13 protein-coding genes are annotated in these 14,706 nt (G+C 68.8%); 11 read left to right on the forward strand and 2 right to left on the reverse strand.

Features of this window, described 5'->3' with window-relative positions; all coding sequences use genetic code 11:
• Positions 1-46 precede the first annotated feature (46 nt).
• Positions 47-865: a polyphosphate kinase 2 gene (gene ppk2, locus AC1M14_RS09355; protein WP_102772318.1), complete on the reverse strand. Its 819-nt coding sequence runs from the start codon at positions 863-865 to the stop codon at positions 47-49.
• A 352-nt stretch (positions 866-1,217) separates the two neighbouring features.
• Here ppk2 and AC1M14_RS09360 point away from each other — a divergent pair, with 352 nt between their 5' ends.
• From AC1M14_RS09360 to AC1M14_RS09390, 7 genes are all read left to right on the forward strand, one after another.
• A complete protein-coding gene (locus tag AC1M14_RS09360; protein ID WP_479731454.1) occupies positions 1,218-2,753 on the forward strand; it encodes an efflux transporter outer membrane subunit in 1,536 nt (511 codons plus the stop codon).
• Positions 2,746-3,852: an HlyD family secretion protein gene (locus AC1M14_RS09365; protein ID WP_102772316.1), complete on the forward strand. Its 1,107-nt coding sequence runs from the start codon at positions 2,746-2,748 to the stop codon at positions 3,850-3,852. Before AC1M14_RS09360 ends, AC1M14_RS09365 begins: the two co-directional genes overlap by 8 nt.
• The gene (locus AC1M14_RS09370) at positions 3,842-4,909 is read left to right on the forward strand and encodes a DUF2955 domain-containing protein (protein WP_479731455.1); all 1,068 of its coding nucleotides are present in this window, start codon (positions 3,842-3,844) and stop codon (positions 4,907-4,909) included. Before AC1M14_RS09365 ends, AC1M14_RS09370 begins: the two co-directional genes overlap by 11 nt.
• Before the next feature lie 13 nt (positions 4,910-4,922).
• Positions 4,923-5,420, forward strand: coding sequence for a transporter suffix domain-containing protein (locus tag AC1M14_RS09375; RefSeq protein WP_479731456.1), 498 nt, complete (start codon positions 4,923-4,925; stop codon positions 5,418-5,420).
• A gap of 116 nt (positions 5,421-5,536) precedes the next feature.
• Positions 5,537-6,589 carry a quinolinate synthase NadA gene (gene nadA, locus AC1M14_RS09380; RefSeq protein ID WP_479731457.1) on the forward strand — a complete coding sequence of 351 codons (1,053 nt, stop codon included), beginning with the start codon at positions 5,537-5,539 and terminating at the stop codon, positions 6,587-6,589.
• A gap of 22 nt (positions 6,590-6,611) precedes the next feature.
• Entirely contained in the window at positions 6,612-8,171 is a 1,560-nt protein-coding gene (gene nadB / locus AC1M14_RS09385; RefSeq protein ID WP_479731458.1) for an L-aspartate oxidase, read from the forward strand.
• A gap of 95 nt (positions 8,172-8,266) precedes the next feature.
• Complete coding sequence (locus AC1M14_RS09390) at positions 8,267-9,097, forward strand: IclR family transcriptional regulator (protein ID WP_479731459.1); 831 nt, start codon at positions 8,267-8,269, stop codon at positions 9,095-9,097.
• Between the two features lie 117 nt (positions 9,098-9,214).
• On the opposite strand, the gene AC1M14_RS09395 is transcribed toward AC1M14_RS09390, so the two are convergent.
• Positions 9,215-10,645: an FAD-binding oxidoreductase gene (locus AC1M14_RS09395; RefSeq protein ID WP_479731460.1), complete on the reverse strand. Its 1,431-nt coding sequence runs from the start codon at positions 10,643-10,645 to the stop codon at positions 9,215-9,217.
• A gap of 192 nt (positions 10,646-10,837) precedes the next feature.
• On the opposite strand from AC1M14_RS09395, the gene AC1M14_RS09400 reads away from it, so the two are divergent.
• From AC1M14_RS09400 to AC1M14_RS09415, 4 genes are all read left to right on the forward strand, one after another.
• The gene (locus tag AC1M14_RS09400) at positions 10,838-11,860 is read left to right on the forward strand and encodes a TRAP transporter substrate-binding protein (RefSeq protein WP_102772309.1); all 1,023 of its coding nucleotides are present in this window, start codon (positions 10,838-10,840) and stop codon (positions 11,858-11,860) included.
• A gap of 123 nt (positions 11,861-11,983) precedes the next feature.
• Positions 11,984-12,466 (forward strand): TRAP transporter small permease, encoded by a 483-nt coding sequence (locus AC1M14_RS09405; RefSeq protein ID WP_102772308.1) that lies wholly within the window; start codon positions 11,984-11,986, stop codon positions 12,464-12,466.
• Positions 12,463-13,746 (forward strand): TRAP transporter large permease, encoded by a 1,284-nt coding sequence (locus AC1M14_RS09410; RefSeq protein WP_102772307.1) that lies wholly within the window; start codon positions 12,463-12,465, stop codon positions 13,744-13,746. The genes AC1M14_RS09405 and AC1M14_RS09410 overlap by 4 nt, the downstream gene beginning before the upstream one ends.
• A 43-nt stretch (positions 13,747-13,789) precedes the next feature.
• Positions 13,790-14,698 carry an acetaldehyde dehydrogenase (acetylating) gene (locus tag AC1M14_RS09415; RefSeq protein ID WP_102772306.1) on the forward strand — a complete coding sequence of 303 codons (909 nt, stop codon included), beginning with the start codon at positions 13,790-13,792 and terminating at the stop codon, positions 14,696-14,698.
• Positions 14,699-14,706: the final 8 nt, after the last annotated feature.

Genomic DNA, 14,706 nt, shown 5'->3' on the forward strand with positions numbered 1-14,706 from the left:
CCCGGGCGGCCAGTACTGGCGCTGCGTTCATGGTTATGCGCGGCCCTCAGTACAGCTCGGGCACCTGCCTTACCGGACGGTCCGGCTCGCGGTAGTCGCCCGGCTTCTGGCGCTTGGGCAGCTTGACCTTGGGCCGCGGCACGGACTCGTACGGAATGCTGGCCAGCAGGTGGCGGATGATGTTCAGGCGCACCCGCTTCTTGTCGTCCGATTGGGCGACGTGCCACGGCGAAACGTCGGTGTCGGACGCCTCGAACATATCGTCGCGGGCGCGCGAATAGTCGTACCAGCGGCTGTACGAGTCCAGGTCCAGCCGCGACAGCTTCCAGATCTTGCGTTCGTCGTTGATGCGGGCCTGCAGCCGGCGCGTCTGTTCTTCCTGGCTGACCTCCAGCCAGTACTTGAGCAGCAGCACGCCGGAGCCGATGATGGCGCGCTCGACCAGCGGCACGGCCTTCAGGAAATTGTCGACGTCTTCTTCGGAACAGAAGCCCATCACGCGCTCGACGCCCGCGCGGTTGTACCAGCTGCGGTCGAAGATCACGACCTCGCCCGCGGCCGGCAGATGCGGCAGATAGCGCTGTATGTACATCTGCGTTTTCTCGCGGTCGGACGGCGCGGCCAGGGCCACCACGCGGAACACCCGCGGGCTCACGCGTTCGGTGATGGCCTTGATGGTGCCGCCCTTGCCGGCGCCGTCGCGCCCTTCGAACAGGATGCAGACCTTGGCGCCGGTGCGCACGACCCATTCCTGGAGCTTGACCAGTTCGACGTGCAGGCGTTCGAGCTCACGGTCGTACTCCTTGGCCGAAAGCCTGGCCGGCGCCGACTTTTTATCCTTTTCTGCCTTCTTTCGAGCGTTCATGGCGGCACTCCGGAGTGCATGGCTGGAAACCTGCGTGCGCGTCGCGCGTCGCGGCGCGCAATCGAATTTAGCGCCGGACGGCGGGTTTTGTACATCGGCGCAACGGGGTCATCCCGACCCTCGTCTCTTCCTGTCCACACCCCTCTGGCGGGAAGCAAAAAAGGCTCCTAGAATCGATGCGCAAGTTGACATTCCGTCATGCAATCGCGGCATCCAGACCAGGAGACCCGTCTTCTTTGGATTTTGACCGCCCGGCCCGGGCGCCCGGCTGAAAATGCCAGGGCCCCGAGCCGGGTCCACGGGCGCCGCGCGCGCCGTTGCGGCTAGGTTCTGATCGATCCGATATCCATCGATGTCGCTGCGGACTTGTACGAATCGGCTGCTGCTGATGGGCGTGTTCTGCCTGGGCGGCTGCATGAAACTCGGGCCGGACTTCCAGCCCCAGCACGCGTCCTGGGCCGACGGCTGGAACACGCCGGCGCTGCAGCAGGCCACCCGCGCCGGGGTCGAGCCCGACGCGCGCCAGTGGTGGCGCATCTTCGACGATCCCGTCCTCGAATACCTGATCGGCCAGGCCGACGCCGGCAACGGCGGGCTGCGCATTGCCGGCCTGCGCATCATGGAGGCCCGCGCCCAGCTCGGCATCGCCCGCAGCGGGCTCTATCCCCAGGTCCAGGTGGCGGGCGCGGACGCCCTGTACACGCATCGCGCTTCGCGCTCGGCCCTGGGCACGCCGCAGCCCAGCAGCTTCTGGCAGTACAGCGCGGGATTCGACATCGGCTGGGAGCTGGATTTCTGGGGGCGTTTCAGTCGCGCCATCGAGTCGGCCGACGCGGCGTATTTCGAGGCCCAGGCCAACCGCGAGGACGTGCTGGTGCTGCTGCATGCCCAGGTGGCCGACAGCTACTACACGCTGCGCACCGCCGAGGCGCGGCTGCGCATCGCCCGCGGCAACGCCGCCATCCAGAAGCGCAGCTACGAGATCACGCAGCGCCTGTACGCCAGCGGCGAGACCGACGAGCTGGACCTGCAGCAGGCCAAGACCCAGTACCTGAGCACGCTGGGCACCATCCCCCAGTTCGAAAGCCAGATCATGCGCGCGCGCAACGCGCTGGCCGTCCTCATCGGCCGCCCGCCCGGCCCCATCCCGCAACTGGCCGAGAAAGAGGCGGTCGTCCCGCTGGTCGACCGCGCGGTGCTGCAGGACGTGCCCGCCAACTTGCTGCTGCGCCGGCCCGACGTGCGCGCCGCGGAATTGCGCATCGCCGCGCAGTCGGCCCAGATCGGCGTGGCCGAGGCGGACCTCTATCCCTCGCTGACCCTGCTGGGCAGCATCGCCTGGACCGCCACTTCGCTGGCCGGAACCGGCGGCGGCGCGGCCCTGCTGGCCGGACCCAGCCTGAGCTGGAACGTGTTCGACCACGGCCGGCTGCAGAACAACGTGCGCGTCCAGGACGCGCGCCTGCAGCAGCTGATCGTCGCCTACCAGGACGAGGTGCGCGAGGCCGCGCGCGAGGCCGACGACGCCGCCAGCGGCCTGATCAAGGCTGTGGAACGCGACCGCATCCTGCAGCAGTCGGCGCAGGCCGCCGAGCGTTCGCTGGCGCTGGCCAACGCGCTCTATCGCGAGGGCTATACCGACTTCCAGCGCGTGCTGGACGCGCAGCGCGCCGTGGCCTCGCAGCAGGACGCTTACGTGGTCAACCGCGGCGGCGCGGTGGGCGACCTGATCGCCTTGTACAAGGCCCTGGGCGGCGGCTGGCACACCGGCGAGCCGGTGCTGGACGCGGCCACCCGGCAACAGATGGAGCGGCGCACCGACTGGGGCGACCTGCTGGCCGAACCGCAGGCCGCGCCGCTCGCGAAGAAGGGGAAAGCCGATGAATGAACCGCAGCCCGCCGCCGCGCCTGCGCCGTCCGACCCTGCCCGCAAGGGCGTGGGCTGGGTCGCGCTGCTCATCGTGCTGAGCCTGGCCTGGTATCTGCTGGCCGACCGCTATACCCCGTATACGCAGCAGGCGAGGGTGGAGGCCTTCGTCATCGCGGTGGCGCCGGAAGTGTCGGGACGCGTGACCAAGGTTTACGTGCGCAACAACCAGGACGTGCAGGCCGGGGCCGCACTGTTCGACGTGGACCCGGAGCAGTACCGCATCGCGCTGGAGCGCGCCCGCGCGGACCTGGAATCCATGCGCAGGCAGATCGGCGCCAGCACCGCCGGCATCGATTCGGCCCAGGCCTCGCTGCGGGCCGCGCAGGCCAACGAACTGAAGGCGCGCCAGGACAGCGGCCGGCTCGAACGCCTGTACCGCGAGGACCGCGGCACGGTCTCGCTGCGCCGGCTGGAGATCGCCCGCGCCAGCCTGGAGCAGGCCGTCAGCCAGGTCGCGGCGGCGCGCGCCGAAGTGCAGCGGGCGCGCGAGCAGGAGGGCGGCAGCGACGAGGACAACGCCAGGCTGCGCAGCGCCGCGGCCGCCGTGCAGAAGGCCGAGCTGGACCTGGCCAACACGCGGGTGCGCGCCAGTTCGCCCGGACTGATCACCGACCTGCGCACCGACGTCGGCCAGTTCGCCGCCGCCGGCAAGGCCGTCATGACGCTGATCCCGATCCATGACGTCTGGATCAGCGCGGAGATGACCGAGAACAACCTCGGCCATATCGAGCCGGGCACGCCGGTGGGCATCGTGCTGGACGCGCGTCCCGGCCGCATCTTCGACGGCCGGGTGCGCAGCGTGGGCTATGGCGTCAACGTCGGCCCGGGCACGCCGCCGGGCGGCCTGCCGACGGTGCAGAACAGCCGCGACTGGCTGCGCCCGGCGCAGCGCTTTCCGGTCATCGTCGAGTTCGACCGGGACGACCTGCCCGAACTGCGCGACGTGCGCGTGGGCGGACAGGCCGAAGTGATGGCGTTTCCCAGCTCCGGCAATCCGCTCAACCTGCTGGGCCGCGCCTATCTGCGCCTGATGAGCTGGCTTTCCTATGCCTACTGACGCCATTGCCGACGGCCGCGATCCGCGCGGCGTGCGCGCCCTGCGCCTGGGCGTGGGCGTCGCGCTGTGCGTGGCGATCGGCTTCGGCCTGGACCTGCCCATACCGATGGTCGCGCCGGTGCTGGGCGTGTTCCTGCTGGCCGGCATGAACCAGCCCTTGTCGGCCCGGGCCGGGCTGGGGCTGGTGGCGGCGGTCGGGCTGGCCACGGCCACCGGGCTGCTGCTCAGCCCGCTGCTGCGCTATTACCCGCTGGCCGGCGTGCTGCTCATCGGCCTCTGTCTGTTCCTGGCGTTTCGCGCCGGCATGCGCGGGGCCAACGGCGTGCTCACGATGTTCCTGATCATCGGGCTGACCATCATCGCCGCGGCCGGCACCATCGATTTCCGGCTGGCGGCGCTGGCGGTCGAAGCGCTGGCCAAGGGCCTGCTCGCGGCCGTCGCCGTGCTGGGCTGTTGTCACTGGCTGTTCCGCGAGCCGGCGCTGGCGCCCAAGCCGCCGGCCGCGCCGGTCCTGCCGCCGGACCAGGCCGCCCGGATGGCCTTGCGCGCCACGCTGGTCGTGATGCCCGCCTTCCTGCTGGCGCTGACCGATCCGCTGGGCTACATGCCCATCATTCTGAAGTCGGTCAGCCTGGGGCGGCAGTCCTGCGTCACGGCGGCGCACGGCGCGGCGCGCGAACTGCTCGGCTCCACGCTGCTGGGCGGGCTGCTGGCCGTGCTGTTCTGGTGCGCGCTGAGCCTGTGCGTCAGCCTCTGGATGTTCTTTCTGTGGATGCTGCTGTTCGGCCTGCTGGCCGCGCGCAAGCTGTACCGGCTCAGTCCCACCCGGCATCCGCCGAGCTTCTGGCTCAACACGCTGGTGACGCTGGTCATCCTGCTCGGCCAGTCGGTGCAGGACAGCGTCGCGGGCAAGGACGTCTACACCGCCTTCGCCGTGCGCATGGGCCTGTTCATCGCCGTCACGCTGTACGCCTGCCTGATGCTGCGGCTGTTCGAACCGCGCCGCCGCGCGCCACGTCCGCCGGGGCCGTCAGTCCCGGCTTATTCAGACACCTGAAGAGGAGTCAGCCATGTCATCGCCGGAAAACACGTCTCAAGCCGCTCCCCGGACGGGGTGGCGCTTCAAGTGCGGAATCGCGCTTTTCATCCTGGCCTTCGCGCTCTGGTTCCTCATCCCGATCGCCGCCGCCCTCGACGTGCCGGGCTCGCGCATCGCCGCGTTGACCGGCACCATCTTCATCGCCAACAAGGTGCTGCTGCTGACCTGCGTGGCCGTGATGGGCAAGGAGGGCTTCCAGCAGCTCAAGGCCATCGTCTTCGGGCATGCCAAACGGCTCGCGCCGGTGCAGAAGGTGGGTCCGGTGCGCCATGCCATCGGCCTGGCGATGTTCCTGATTCCCATCCTGACCTCGATGCTGGAGCCCTATGTGGATCAGCTGTGGCCCGGCCTCAGGCCCAATATGTGGCAGCTGCAGGTGCTGGGCGACGTGATGCTGATCGCCAGCTTTTTCGTGCTGGGCGGGGACTTCTGGAGCAAGCTGCGGGCGCTGTTCGTGAGGACGGCGTAGCCCCCGCATCCGGGCAAAAACGGGTTGACACGATTTATGCTCAACACTAGCATAAATCGTGCCCTTTTTTTTGATCCATAAATACTCAAAATGAGTATATTTTGACGGAGACGCCCATGAATGCCCGGTCCAACGAATTCGACCTGCCCGCCGCCGCCGACCGCGTGCGCACGCTGCTGGCGCGCGAAGGCGCGGTGCTGGTGGCCCATTACTACGTGGACGCGGCCCTGCAGGAACTGGCCGAGCAGACCGGCGGCTGCGTCGGCGATTCGCTGGAAATGGCTCGCTTCGGGCGCGACCATCCGGCGCGCACGCTGGCGGTGGCGGGCGTGCGCTTCATGGGCGAGACCGCCAAGATCCTGAGCCCGGACAAGCGCATCCTGATGCCGGACCTGGAAGCCACCTGCTCGCTGGACCTGGGCTGCCCGGCCGCGGACTTCGCCGCGTGGTGCGACGCCCATCCCGACCGGACCGTGGTGGTCTACGCCAACACCAGCGCCGCGGTGAAGGCGAGGGCGGACTGGGTCGTGACCTCGTCCATCGCGCTGGACCTGATCGCCGAGCTGCACGCGCGCGGCGAGAAGATCCTGTGGGCGCCCGACCGCCACCTGGGCGCCTACGTCCAGCGCCAGACCGGCGCCGACATGCTGTTGTGGCAGGGCGCCTGCGTGGTGCACGACGAGTTCAAGGGCGTGGAGCTGGAACTGATGCGGGCCGAACATCCGCAGGCCCGGGTGCTGGCCCACCCCGAGTCGCCCGAGCCGGTGCTGGCGCAGGCCGACGTGGTCGGCTCCACCACGCAGCTGATCGACGCCGCCCGCAGGCTGGATACGGACACCCTGATCGTGGCGACCGACCAGGGCATTCTGCACAAGATGCGCGCGCAGGCGCCGGGCAAGACTTTCCTGGCCGCGCCGACCGCGGGCGACAGCGCAACCTGCAAGAGCTGCGCGCACTGTCCCTGGATGGCCATGAACGCGCTGTCCAGCCTGGCCGACGCGCTGGAACACGGGCGCAATGAAATCCTGCTGGACCCGGCGCTGGGCCTGCGCGCCAAGCGGCCCATCGACCGCATGCTGGATTTCGCCGAACGGCGCAAGCGCCGCGTGCAGGCCAGCGGCGACCTGGCCCGCGACGGCGCGCTGTACGCGCGCGTCGGTCCGGCCTGATTTCTAACCGGAGAACGGGCGCATGGAATTCGACGTCATCATCATCGGCAGCGGGTTGGCGGGCCTGGCCGCGGCGTTGGAGCTGGCCCCGCGCCGGCGGGTCGCGCTGGTGTCCAAGGGCGGGCTGGCCGACAGCGCCAGCAACCGCGCGCAGGGCGGCATCGCCGCGCCGCTGGCCGCCGGCGACAGCGTGCAGGCGCACGTGCGCGACACGCTCGTGGCGGGCGCGGGGCTGTGCGATGCGTTCGCCGCCCGCGCCATCATCGGGCAGGCCTGGGGCGCCATCGACTGGCTGCGCGAACAAGGCGTGGCGTTCAGCGCCGATTCCGGCGGCCTGCACCTGACGCGCGAAGGCGGGCACGGCCAGCGCCGCATCGCGCACGCGGCCGACGCCACCGGCCGCGCCATCGTGGCCGCGCTGGGCGCGCGGGCGCGCGCGACGCCCGGCATCACGCTGCTGGAGCGGCATTGCGCCGTGGACCTGCTGCTGTCGGGCGCGCCGGCGGCGTGCCGCGGCGTGCGCCTGCTGGATTTGCGCGGCGCGCGGGTGTTCGACGCCGCCGCCGCGCACGTGGTGCTGGCCAGCGGCGGCGCGGGCCAGGTCTATCGGACGACCACGGCGCCGCCGGCCGCCACCGGCGACGGCATTGCCATGGCGTGGCGCGCCGGCTGCCGCGTCGCCAATCTGGAGTTCACGCAGTTCCATCCCACCGGCCTGCATCACCCGCAGGCCGACGGCTTCCTGATTTCCGAGGCGGTGCGCGGCGAGGGCGGTGTGCTGCGCCTGCCCGACGGCGAGCGTTTCATGCCGGCGCACGACCCGCGCGCCGAACTGGCGCCGCGCGACATCGTGGCGCGCGCCATCCAGGCGGAGATGTCCGGCCGCGGGCTGGACTGCGTGCATCTGGACATCAGCCACTTGCCGGCGGAATTCCTGCGCGCGCACTTTCCCACCATCCACGCGCGCTGCCTGGCGCTGGGCATCGACATGACCGCCATGCCGATTCCCGTCGCGCCGGCCGCGCACTACACCTGCGGCGGCGTGGTTGCCGACGTGTCCGGCCGCAGCGATCTGCCGGGGCTTTACGCGGTCGGCGAGGCCGCCTGCACCGGGCTGCACGGGGCCAACCGGCTGGCCAGCAATTCCTTGCTGGAGTGCGTGGTGACGGGCAGGGCGGCGGCGCGGGACATCCTGCGGCATGGCGCGGCGTCCGGCCCGGCAGGCGGGCTGGAACTGGCCGGCGACGCGGCGGCCGTCGCGCCGCCGGCCGCGGACCTGGCGCGGCTGCGGCACGAGCTGCGCGCAGTGATGAGCCGCGACGTGGGCGTGGTGCGCAGCGATGCGGGTCTGCGGCGCGCGGCCGCAACCACCGGCGCGCTGCGCGCCGAAATGCAGGCGCGCTTCGAGCGCGAGGGCGCCAGCCTGGAACTGCTGGAGCTGCGTAATCTGGCGCTGGTGGCCGACCTCATCGTGGCCGCGGCGCGCGCCCGCGCCGAGAGCCGGGGCGCGCACTTCAACCGCGATCGCCCGCCGGCCGAAACCGCCGACGCGCACTGCGCCGCGGCGCTTGCAATACCGTAGAATACCGGCGGCCAAGCCCGCTCATCGTCGAGCAAGGGCGTCTTGGCCGAACGGGATGCGCGGCGGGCATGGCATGCCGCGTCAGGGTGAAACAGGTGAAGCAAGCAAAGACCTCCTCCAGCACGGCCAAGTCAGCGGCCAAGTCCGCGGCCAAGTCGGACGACCAGGCCGCGCGCCCGGAACCGGGTTCCAGCCAGACGCTGATCCGCGGCCTGGACATCATCGAATCGGTCGCCGCCGGCATCGGCGACCTGGGGGAAATCGCGCAGCACACCGGCATGACCTACAGCACGGTGCATCGCATCGTGCTGGCGCTGGCGCGGCGCAACTATCTCAAGCGCGATCCGCAGCGCGGCTACCGGCTGGGCCGCAAGCTGCTGGAGCTGGGTTTTCACGCCTATTCCGAAGTGGAGCTGACGCGCATCGCGCGCCCCATGCTGCAGGCCCTGGCCGACAAGACCTCGGACACCGTGCACCTGGCCACCGTGGATCACGGCCTGGTGATCTATCTGGACAAGATATCCAGCCGCCGCGCGGTCGAGATCAGTTCGCGCATCGGCGGCAGCAAGCCGCTGATCTCCACCGGCGTGGGCAAGGCGCTGCTGCTGGACGCGTGCGAGCACGAGTGGGAAGCCATCTACGAGCAGCAACGCCACCTGCTGCGCCTGCCGGTGTCCAAGTCCGCGTGGATCAAGCTGATGCGCGGCTACGCGCAGGCCGGCTACGCCTACGACACCGGCGAGGACGAGCCGTCCATCCGCTGCGTGGCCGCGCCGATCCGCGACGGCAGCCGCAAGACCGTCGCCGCGATCAGCGTTTCCAGCACGCTCGAATACCTGGATGAAAAACGCATGAAGGCGCTGGCGCCGGTGGTATGCGAGACCGCGCGCAGGATCAGCGCGGAGCTGGGCAGCAGCCAGGGGTAGGTGGTGGGTTTTGCGGGGTGATGGGTATCGTAGGATGGGTGTAGCGCGAGAATCCGTAAGCAAGAACTCAAATACCGAACGCGCGAAACCCATCAGACAGCGCCAACCGCCCCGTTATCAAACGGCCAGAATCTTCCCCGGATTCATGAGCCCGTGCGGGTCCAGCGCCCGCTTCATCGCCGCGATCAACGACAGCTCCGCCGGATTGCGGCTGTAGTGCAGCCACGGCCGCTTGTGCAGCCCGATGCCGTGCTCGGCCGAGACTGATCCCGATAGGCTGCGCACGATGTCGTAGAACGCGGCCTCGATGCGCGCTTCGGTCTTGCGGCCATCGGCCGGCAGCGGCCCCACCACGATATGCACGTTGCCGTCGCCCACGTGGCCGAAGTAGATCGCGCGCACGTCGGGGAAATCGCGCGCCAGCGCCTGGCGCATCCGGGCCACGCATTCCTCGATGCGCGAGATGGGCGCGGATACGTCGAAGTTGATGGTGGGCGCGAAAGTGCGCAGCATCTCGGAGATGGCGTCGCGCAGTTCCCAGAAGGCCTGGGCCTGCGCGTGGGACTGGGCGATGGCGGCGTCGGCGATCCAGCCTTCGGCCAGCGCGTGCTCCAGCACCGCCTCGAAGCGCGCCGCGTCCTCTTCGGGCGCGGCCGCCTGCAGATCCAGCAGCACGTACAGCGGATACGTGGCCGGCAGCGGCGCGGCGATGCCGCCGGCGGTGGTGGCCGCGGCATAGTAGTCCTGCCACATCACCTCGAACGCGCTGACCCGGCCGCCCAGGCGGTGCTGCGCATGGCGCAGCAGCTTGATGGCCGAGCCGAAATCGGGCGCGGCCACCAGCGCGGTATTGGCGCCCGAGACGCCCGGATGCAGGCGCAGCACGGCCTGGGTGACGATGCCCAGCGTGCCCTCGGTGCCGATGAACAGATGCTTCAGGTCGGGGCCGGCATTGTTCTTGACCATCTTGTTCATCATGGACAGCACGGTGCCGTCGGGCAGCACGGCTTCCAGCCCGAGCACCAGGTCGCGCGCCATGCCGTAGCGGATCACCCGGTTGCCGCCGGCATTGGTGGCGATGTTGCCGCCGATCTGGCAGGAGCCGCGCGCGCCCAGGTCCAGCGCGAACAGAAAGCCGGCGGCCTGCGCGGCTTCCTGCACGGCCTGCAGCGGCGTGCCGGCCAGCACGGTCATGGTGGCCGAGGCGGGGTCCAGTTCGACCACGCCGGACATGCGTTCCAGCGAGACGAGCACGCAGCCTTCGATCGGCGTGGCGCCGCCGGCCAGGCCGGTCAGCCCGCCTTGCGGCACCACCGGGCAGCGTCCCGCGTGGCACAGCGCCAGCACGCGCGCGACCTCGGCGGTGTCGCGCGGACGCACCAGGGCCAGCGGCCTGCCGCCTTCCTCGCCGCTCCAGTCGTTCAGGAACCGGGCCTCGATGTCGGCGCCCGCCAGCACTTCGCCGATGCCGGCGTCGGCGCGCAGCGCGGCCAGCATGCTTTCAGGGTTCCAGGGTGCGGACGCTGTTTCCGATGCCGCAATGTTCATGCAGGGACTCCTCTTTCGGTTGTGGAATGGCCGGACTGTTCGGCCATTGTTCTCATATGTTGAGAGCATCTATCATTATTTGAAAAAATTCTAGCATCAATCTAGAATGCGCCTACGGCATTCCCAGCCCGATTCACCCGAACAAGAACATGCCGCCTCCCACGGGAGCGGCGCAGCGTTGGAGACAAACCAATGACGAATCTCATCACCACGAAGCTGTTCCGGCTTGCGGCCATCGCCGCGGCGACGACCCTGTGCGCGGCCGGCCTTGCGGGCCGGGCGCAGGCGGCCGAAAAAATCGTGCTCAAGGCGGGCCACGCCGCCTCCACCAGCAACACCGGCCACCAGGCCCTGGAACACCTGGCCAAGGAACTCGCGGCCAAGACCGACGGGCGCATCACGATGGAGATCTTTCCCAATTCGCAGCTCGGCAGCGAACGCGAACTGGTGGAAAGCATCCAGCTGGGCAACGTGGACATGACTTTCGTGTCCTCGGCGGTGCTGGGCAATTTCAACAAGGAATTCTTCGCGCTGGACATCCCGTTCCTGTTCAAGGACCGGGCCAGCGTCTATCGGGTGCTGGACGGCGATATCGGGCAGGGCCTGCTGGCCAGCCTGGACAAGGTCGGCATCAAGGGCGTGGCCTACTGGGAAAACGGCTTTCGCCAGCTGACCAACAGCAAGAAGGTGATCAAGTCGCCGGCCGACCTGGAAGGCATGAAGATGCGCACCATGGAGAACGAGGTGCACATCGCGGCCTGGAAGGCCGAGGGCGCCAACCCCGCGCCGCTGGCCTTCGGCGAACTGTTCACGGCGCTGCAGCAGGGCACGTTCGACGCGCAGGAGGGGCCGATCAACCTCTTCTACGACATGAAGTTCAACGAAGTGCAGAAGTACATCACCAAGACCAACCACGTGTATTCGCCGTGGCCGCTGTTGATCAATCCCGAGGTCTACGAGCGCTTCAGCGACGCCGACAAGAAGGCGTTCCTGCAGGCCGTCAAGGACACCACCGCCTACCAGCGCGAACTGGCGCAAAAGGCCGATGAGAAGGCCGAGGCCGCCATGCCCACGGTCACCTTCACCAGCCTCACGCCCGAAGAGCTGGCGGCGTTCTCCAGCCGCATGGGTCCCATCCAGGAGATGGTGAAGAAGAAGGTCGGCGGCGACATCGTCGACCGCATCGTGGCCGAAACCGGCAAGACCGGCGGCTGAGCCCGGCCGGCGCCGGGCGCCGGAACCCTTCCAACGCGCGCGCAAAGCGCGCCTCCAAGCCGCCGCCGCGCATCGCGGCGACGCGGCCGGCCGCGCGCCGGCCGTCTTCGGAACGACGCAATCATGTGGAAATTTCTAGACAAGCACCTGGAAGAAGTGCTCACGGTGTTCCTCCTGGCGGCCATGTCGCTGCTGATCTGCGCCCAGGTGTTCATGCGCTACGTCATGGACAGCTCCCTGGCGTGGTCGGAGGAACTGGCGCGCTATTGCTTCATCTGGGCCACCTATCTGGGCGTGAGCTACGCCGTCAAGCGCAATGCGCACATCTGCGTGGAGGCGGCGGTGTCGCGCCTGCCCGGCAGGCTGAAGGCGGGCTTCGTGATCCTGTCGCACGCACTCTTCATCGTGTTCGCGGCGATGGTGGTCAAGGAAGGCTACGCGCTGACGCTCAAGATCTTCAAGTTCGGCCAGACCTCGTCCTCGCTGGGCCTGCCGATGGGCGTCATCTACCTGGCGCCCACCGTCGGCTTCGCGCTGGTGATCTTCCGGCTGGTGCAAAGCATCTTCGTTGAACTGGGCGCGCTGCGCCACGGAGGCCGCGCATGATTTCGCTATTGCTGTTCGGCAGCTTCCTGGCGCTCCTGATACTGAGCGTCCCCATCGCCATTTCGCTGGGCCTGGCCTCGGCCGTCGCGCTGATCTACAGCGGCAAGGTCAGCAGCAGCTACATCGCCCAGGGGCTGGTGACCTCCATCGATTCCTTCCCGCTCATGGCGGTGCCGTTCTTCATTTTGGCCGGCGACCTGATGGGGCAGGGCGGGCTGTCGCGCCGCCTGCTCAACGTGGGCAACGTGCTGTTCGGGCGCTATACGGGCGGGCTGGCCATCATCGCCATCGTCACCTGCATGTTCTTCGCCGCGATCTCCGGCTCGGGGCCGGCCACGGTGGCCGCGATCGGCGGCATCATGCTGCCGGCCATGGCCCAGCAGGGCTACGACAAGGGCTATTCGGTCGGCCTGATCGCCGCGGCCGGCAGCATCGGCATCATCATCCCGCCCAGCATCCCGATGATCATCTATGCGGTGTCGGCCAACGTGTCGATCACCAAGATGTTCCTGGCCGGCATCATTCCCGGCCTGCTGATCGGCGTGGCGCTGATCGTGGTGGCCTACCTCAGCGCGCGCAAGCACGGCTACCGCGGTTCGGAGCGGCGCTACAGCGGCGCCGAGATCGCGGCCGCGGTATGGGACGCCAAGTGGGCGCTGCTGGCGCCGGTGATCATCCTGGGCGGCATCTACGGCGGCGTGTTCACGCCGACCGAGGCCGCCGCCGTGGGCGTGCTGTACGGCTTCGTGGTGGGCGCCTTCGTGCACAAGGAACTGAGCTTCAAGGGGCTGTACCAGGTGATCGCCGGATCGGCGCTGACCTCGGCCACCGTGATCGTCATCGTCGGCACCGCGACCATCTTCGGCCGGGTGCTGGCGATCGAGCGCATTCCGTTCGTGATCGCCGACTACATCGTGCACCTGACCGACAACCCCATCGTCATCCTGTTGCTGATCAACGCGCTGCTGCTGTTCGTGGGCATGTTCATGGAGACCATCGCCGCCATCATCATCCTGACGCCGATTCTGCTGCCGGTGGTCACGGCGGTGGGCGTGGACCCGGTGCACTTCGGCATCGTGATCATCGTCAACCTGGCGATCGGCATGGTCACCCCGCCGGTGGGCGTGAACCTGTTCGTCGGCGCGCGCATCGGCGGCGTTGCGCTGGAGAAGGCGGCGGCCGGCTCCATCGCCTTCATCGTGGCCATGATCGCCACCCTGCTGGCGATCACCTACGTGCCCGGGCTGTCCCTGGCGCCGCTCGGCCTGATGGGCAATTGAGGCGGCGCGGCGGTTCTTTCGTTCAATCATCAAGGAGTAAACCATGTCACGCAAACTGCGGGCCGCCATCATCGGCTCGGGCAACATCGGCACCGACCTGCTGGCCAAGCTCCAGCGCAGCCCGGTGCTGGAGCCGGTCTGGATGGTGGGCATAGACCCGCAATCCGACGGGCTCAAGCGCGCGCGGGAAATGGGTCTGCGCGTCACCTCGGACGGGGTCGACGGCCTGCTGCCGCACCTGGAAGAGAACGGCATCGACTTCGCTTTCGACGCCACCAGCGCCTATGTGCACAAAGAGAACTCGGACAAGCTCACCGCGCGCGGCGTCAAGGTCATCGACCTGACGCCGGCCGCCATCGGCCCGTACTGCGTGCCGCCGGTCAACCTCAAGGACCTGCTGGGCGGCGGGCACAACAACGTCAACATGGTCACCTGCGGCGGCCAGGCCACCATTCCCATGGTCTACGCCGTCTCGCGCGTGCAGCCGGTGGAATACGGCGAGATCGTGGCCACCGTGTCGTCGCGCTCGGCCGGCCCCGGCACCCGCAAGAACATCGACGAATTCACCCGCACCACGGCCGGCGCCGTGGAACGCATCGGCGGCGCCAAAAAGGGCAAGGCCATCATCATCCTCAATCCGGCCGAGCCGCCGCTCATCATGCGCGACACGGTCCATTGCCTGACCGAGACCGAGCCCGACCAGGACAGAATTCGCGAGTCGGTACACGCCATGATCGCCGAGGTGCAGAAGTACGTGCCGGGCTACCGGCTGGTCAACGGGCCGGTGTTCGACGGCAGGCGCGTGTCGGTCTACCTGGAGGTCGAGGGCCTGGGCGACTACCTGCCCAAGTACTCGGGCAACCTGGACATCATGACCGCGGCGGCGGTGCGCAGCGCCGAAATGTTCGCCGAACAGATGCTGGCCGACGCCGCCGTCCCGGCCGCAAACTAGGAGATCAG

The organism is Achromobacter sp. SX5 (genome assembly GCF_056711425.1).

Coding starts and splice junctions, on each gene's coding strand:
- AC1M14_RS09415 (WP_102772306.1), top strand. CDS start 13,790: ATGTCACGCAAACTGCGGGCCGCCATCATCGGCTCGGGCAACATCGGC.
- AC1M14_RS09375 (WP_479731456.1), top strand. CDS start 4,923: ATGTCATCGCCGGAAAACACGTCTCAAGCCGCTCCCCGGACGGGGTGG.
- AC1M14_RS09360 (WP_479731454.1), top strand. CDS start 1,218: ATGTCGCTGCGGACTTGTACGAATCGGCTGCTGCTGATGGGCGTGTTC.
- ppk2 (WP_102772318.1), bottom strand. CDS start 865: ATGAACGCTCGAAAGAAGGCAGAAAAGGATAAAAAGTCGGCGCCGGCC.
- nadB (WP_479731458.1), top strand. CDS start 6,612: ATGGAATTCGACGTCATCATCATCGGCAGCGGGTTGGCGGGCCTGGCC.
- AC1M14_RS09405 (WP_102772308.1), top strand. CDS start 11,984: ATGTGGAAATTTCTAGACAAGCACCTGGAAGAAGTGCTCACGGTGTTC.
- AC1M14_RS09410 (WP_102772307.1), top strand. CDS start 12,463: ATGATTTCGCTATTGCTGTTCGGCAGCTTCCTGGCGCTCCTGATACTG.
- nadA (WP_479731457.1), top strand. CDS start 5,537: ATGAATGCCCGGTCCAACGAATTCGACCTGCCCGCCGCCGCCGACCGC.
- AC1M14_RS09365 (WP_102772316.1), top strand. CDS start 2,746: ATGAATGAACCGCAGCCCGCCGCCGCGCCTGCGCCGTCCGACCCTGCC.
- AC1M14_RS09395 (WP_479731460.1), bottom strand. CDS start 10,645: ATGAACATTGCGGCATCGGAAACAGCGTCCGCACCCTGGAACCCTGAA.
- AC1M14_RS09370 (WP_479731455.1), top strand. CDS start 3,842: ATGCCTACTGACGCCATTGCCGACGGCCGCGATCCGCGCGGCGTGCGC.
- AC1M14_RS09400 (WP_102772309.1), top strand. CDS start 10,838: ATGACGAATCTCATCACCACGAAGCTGTTCCGGCTTGCGGCCATCGCC.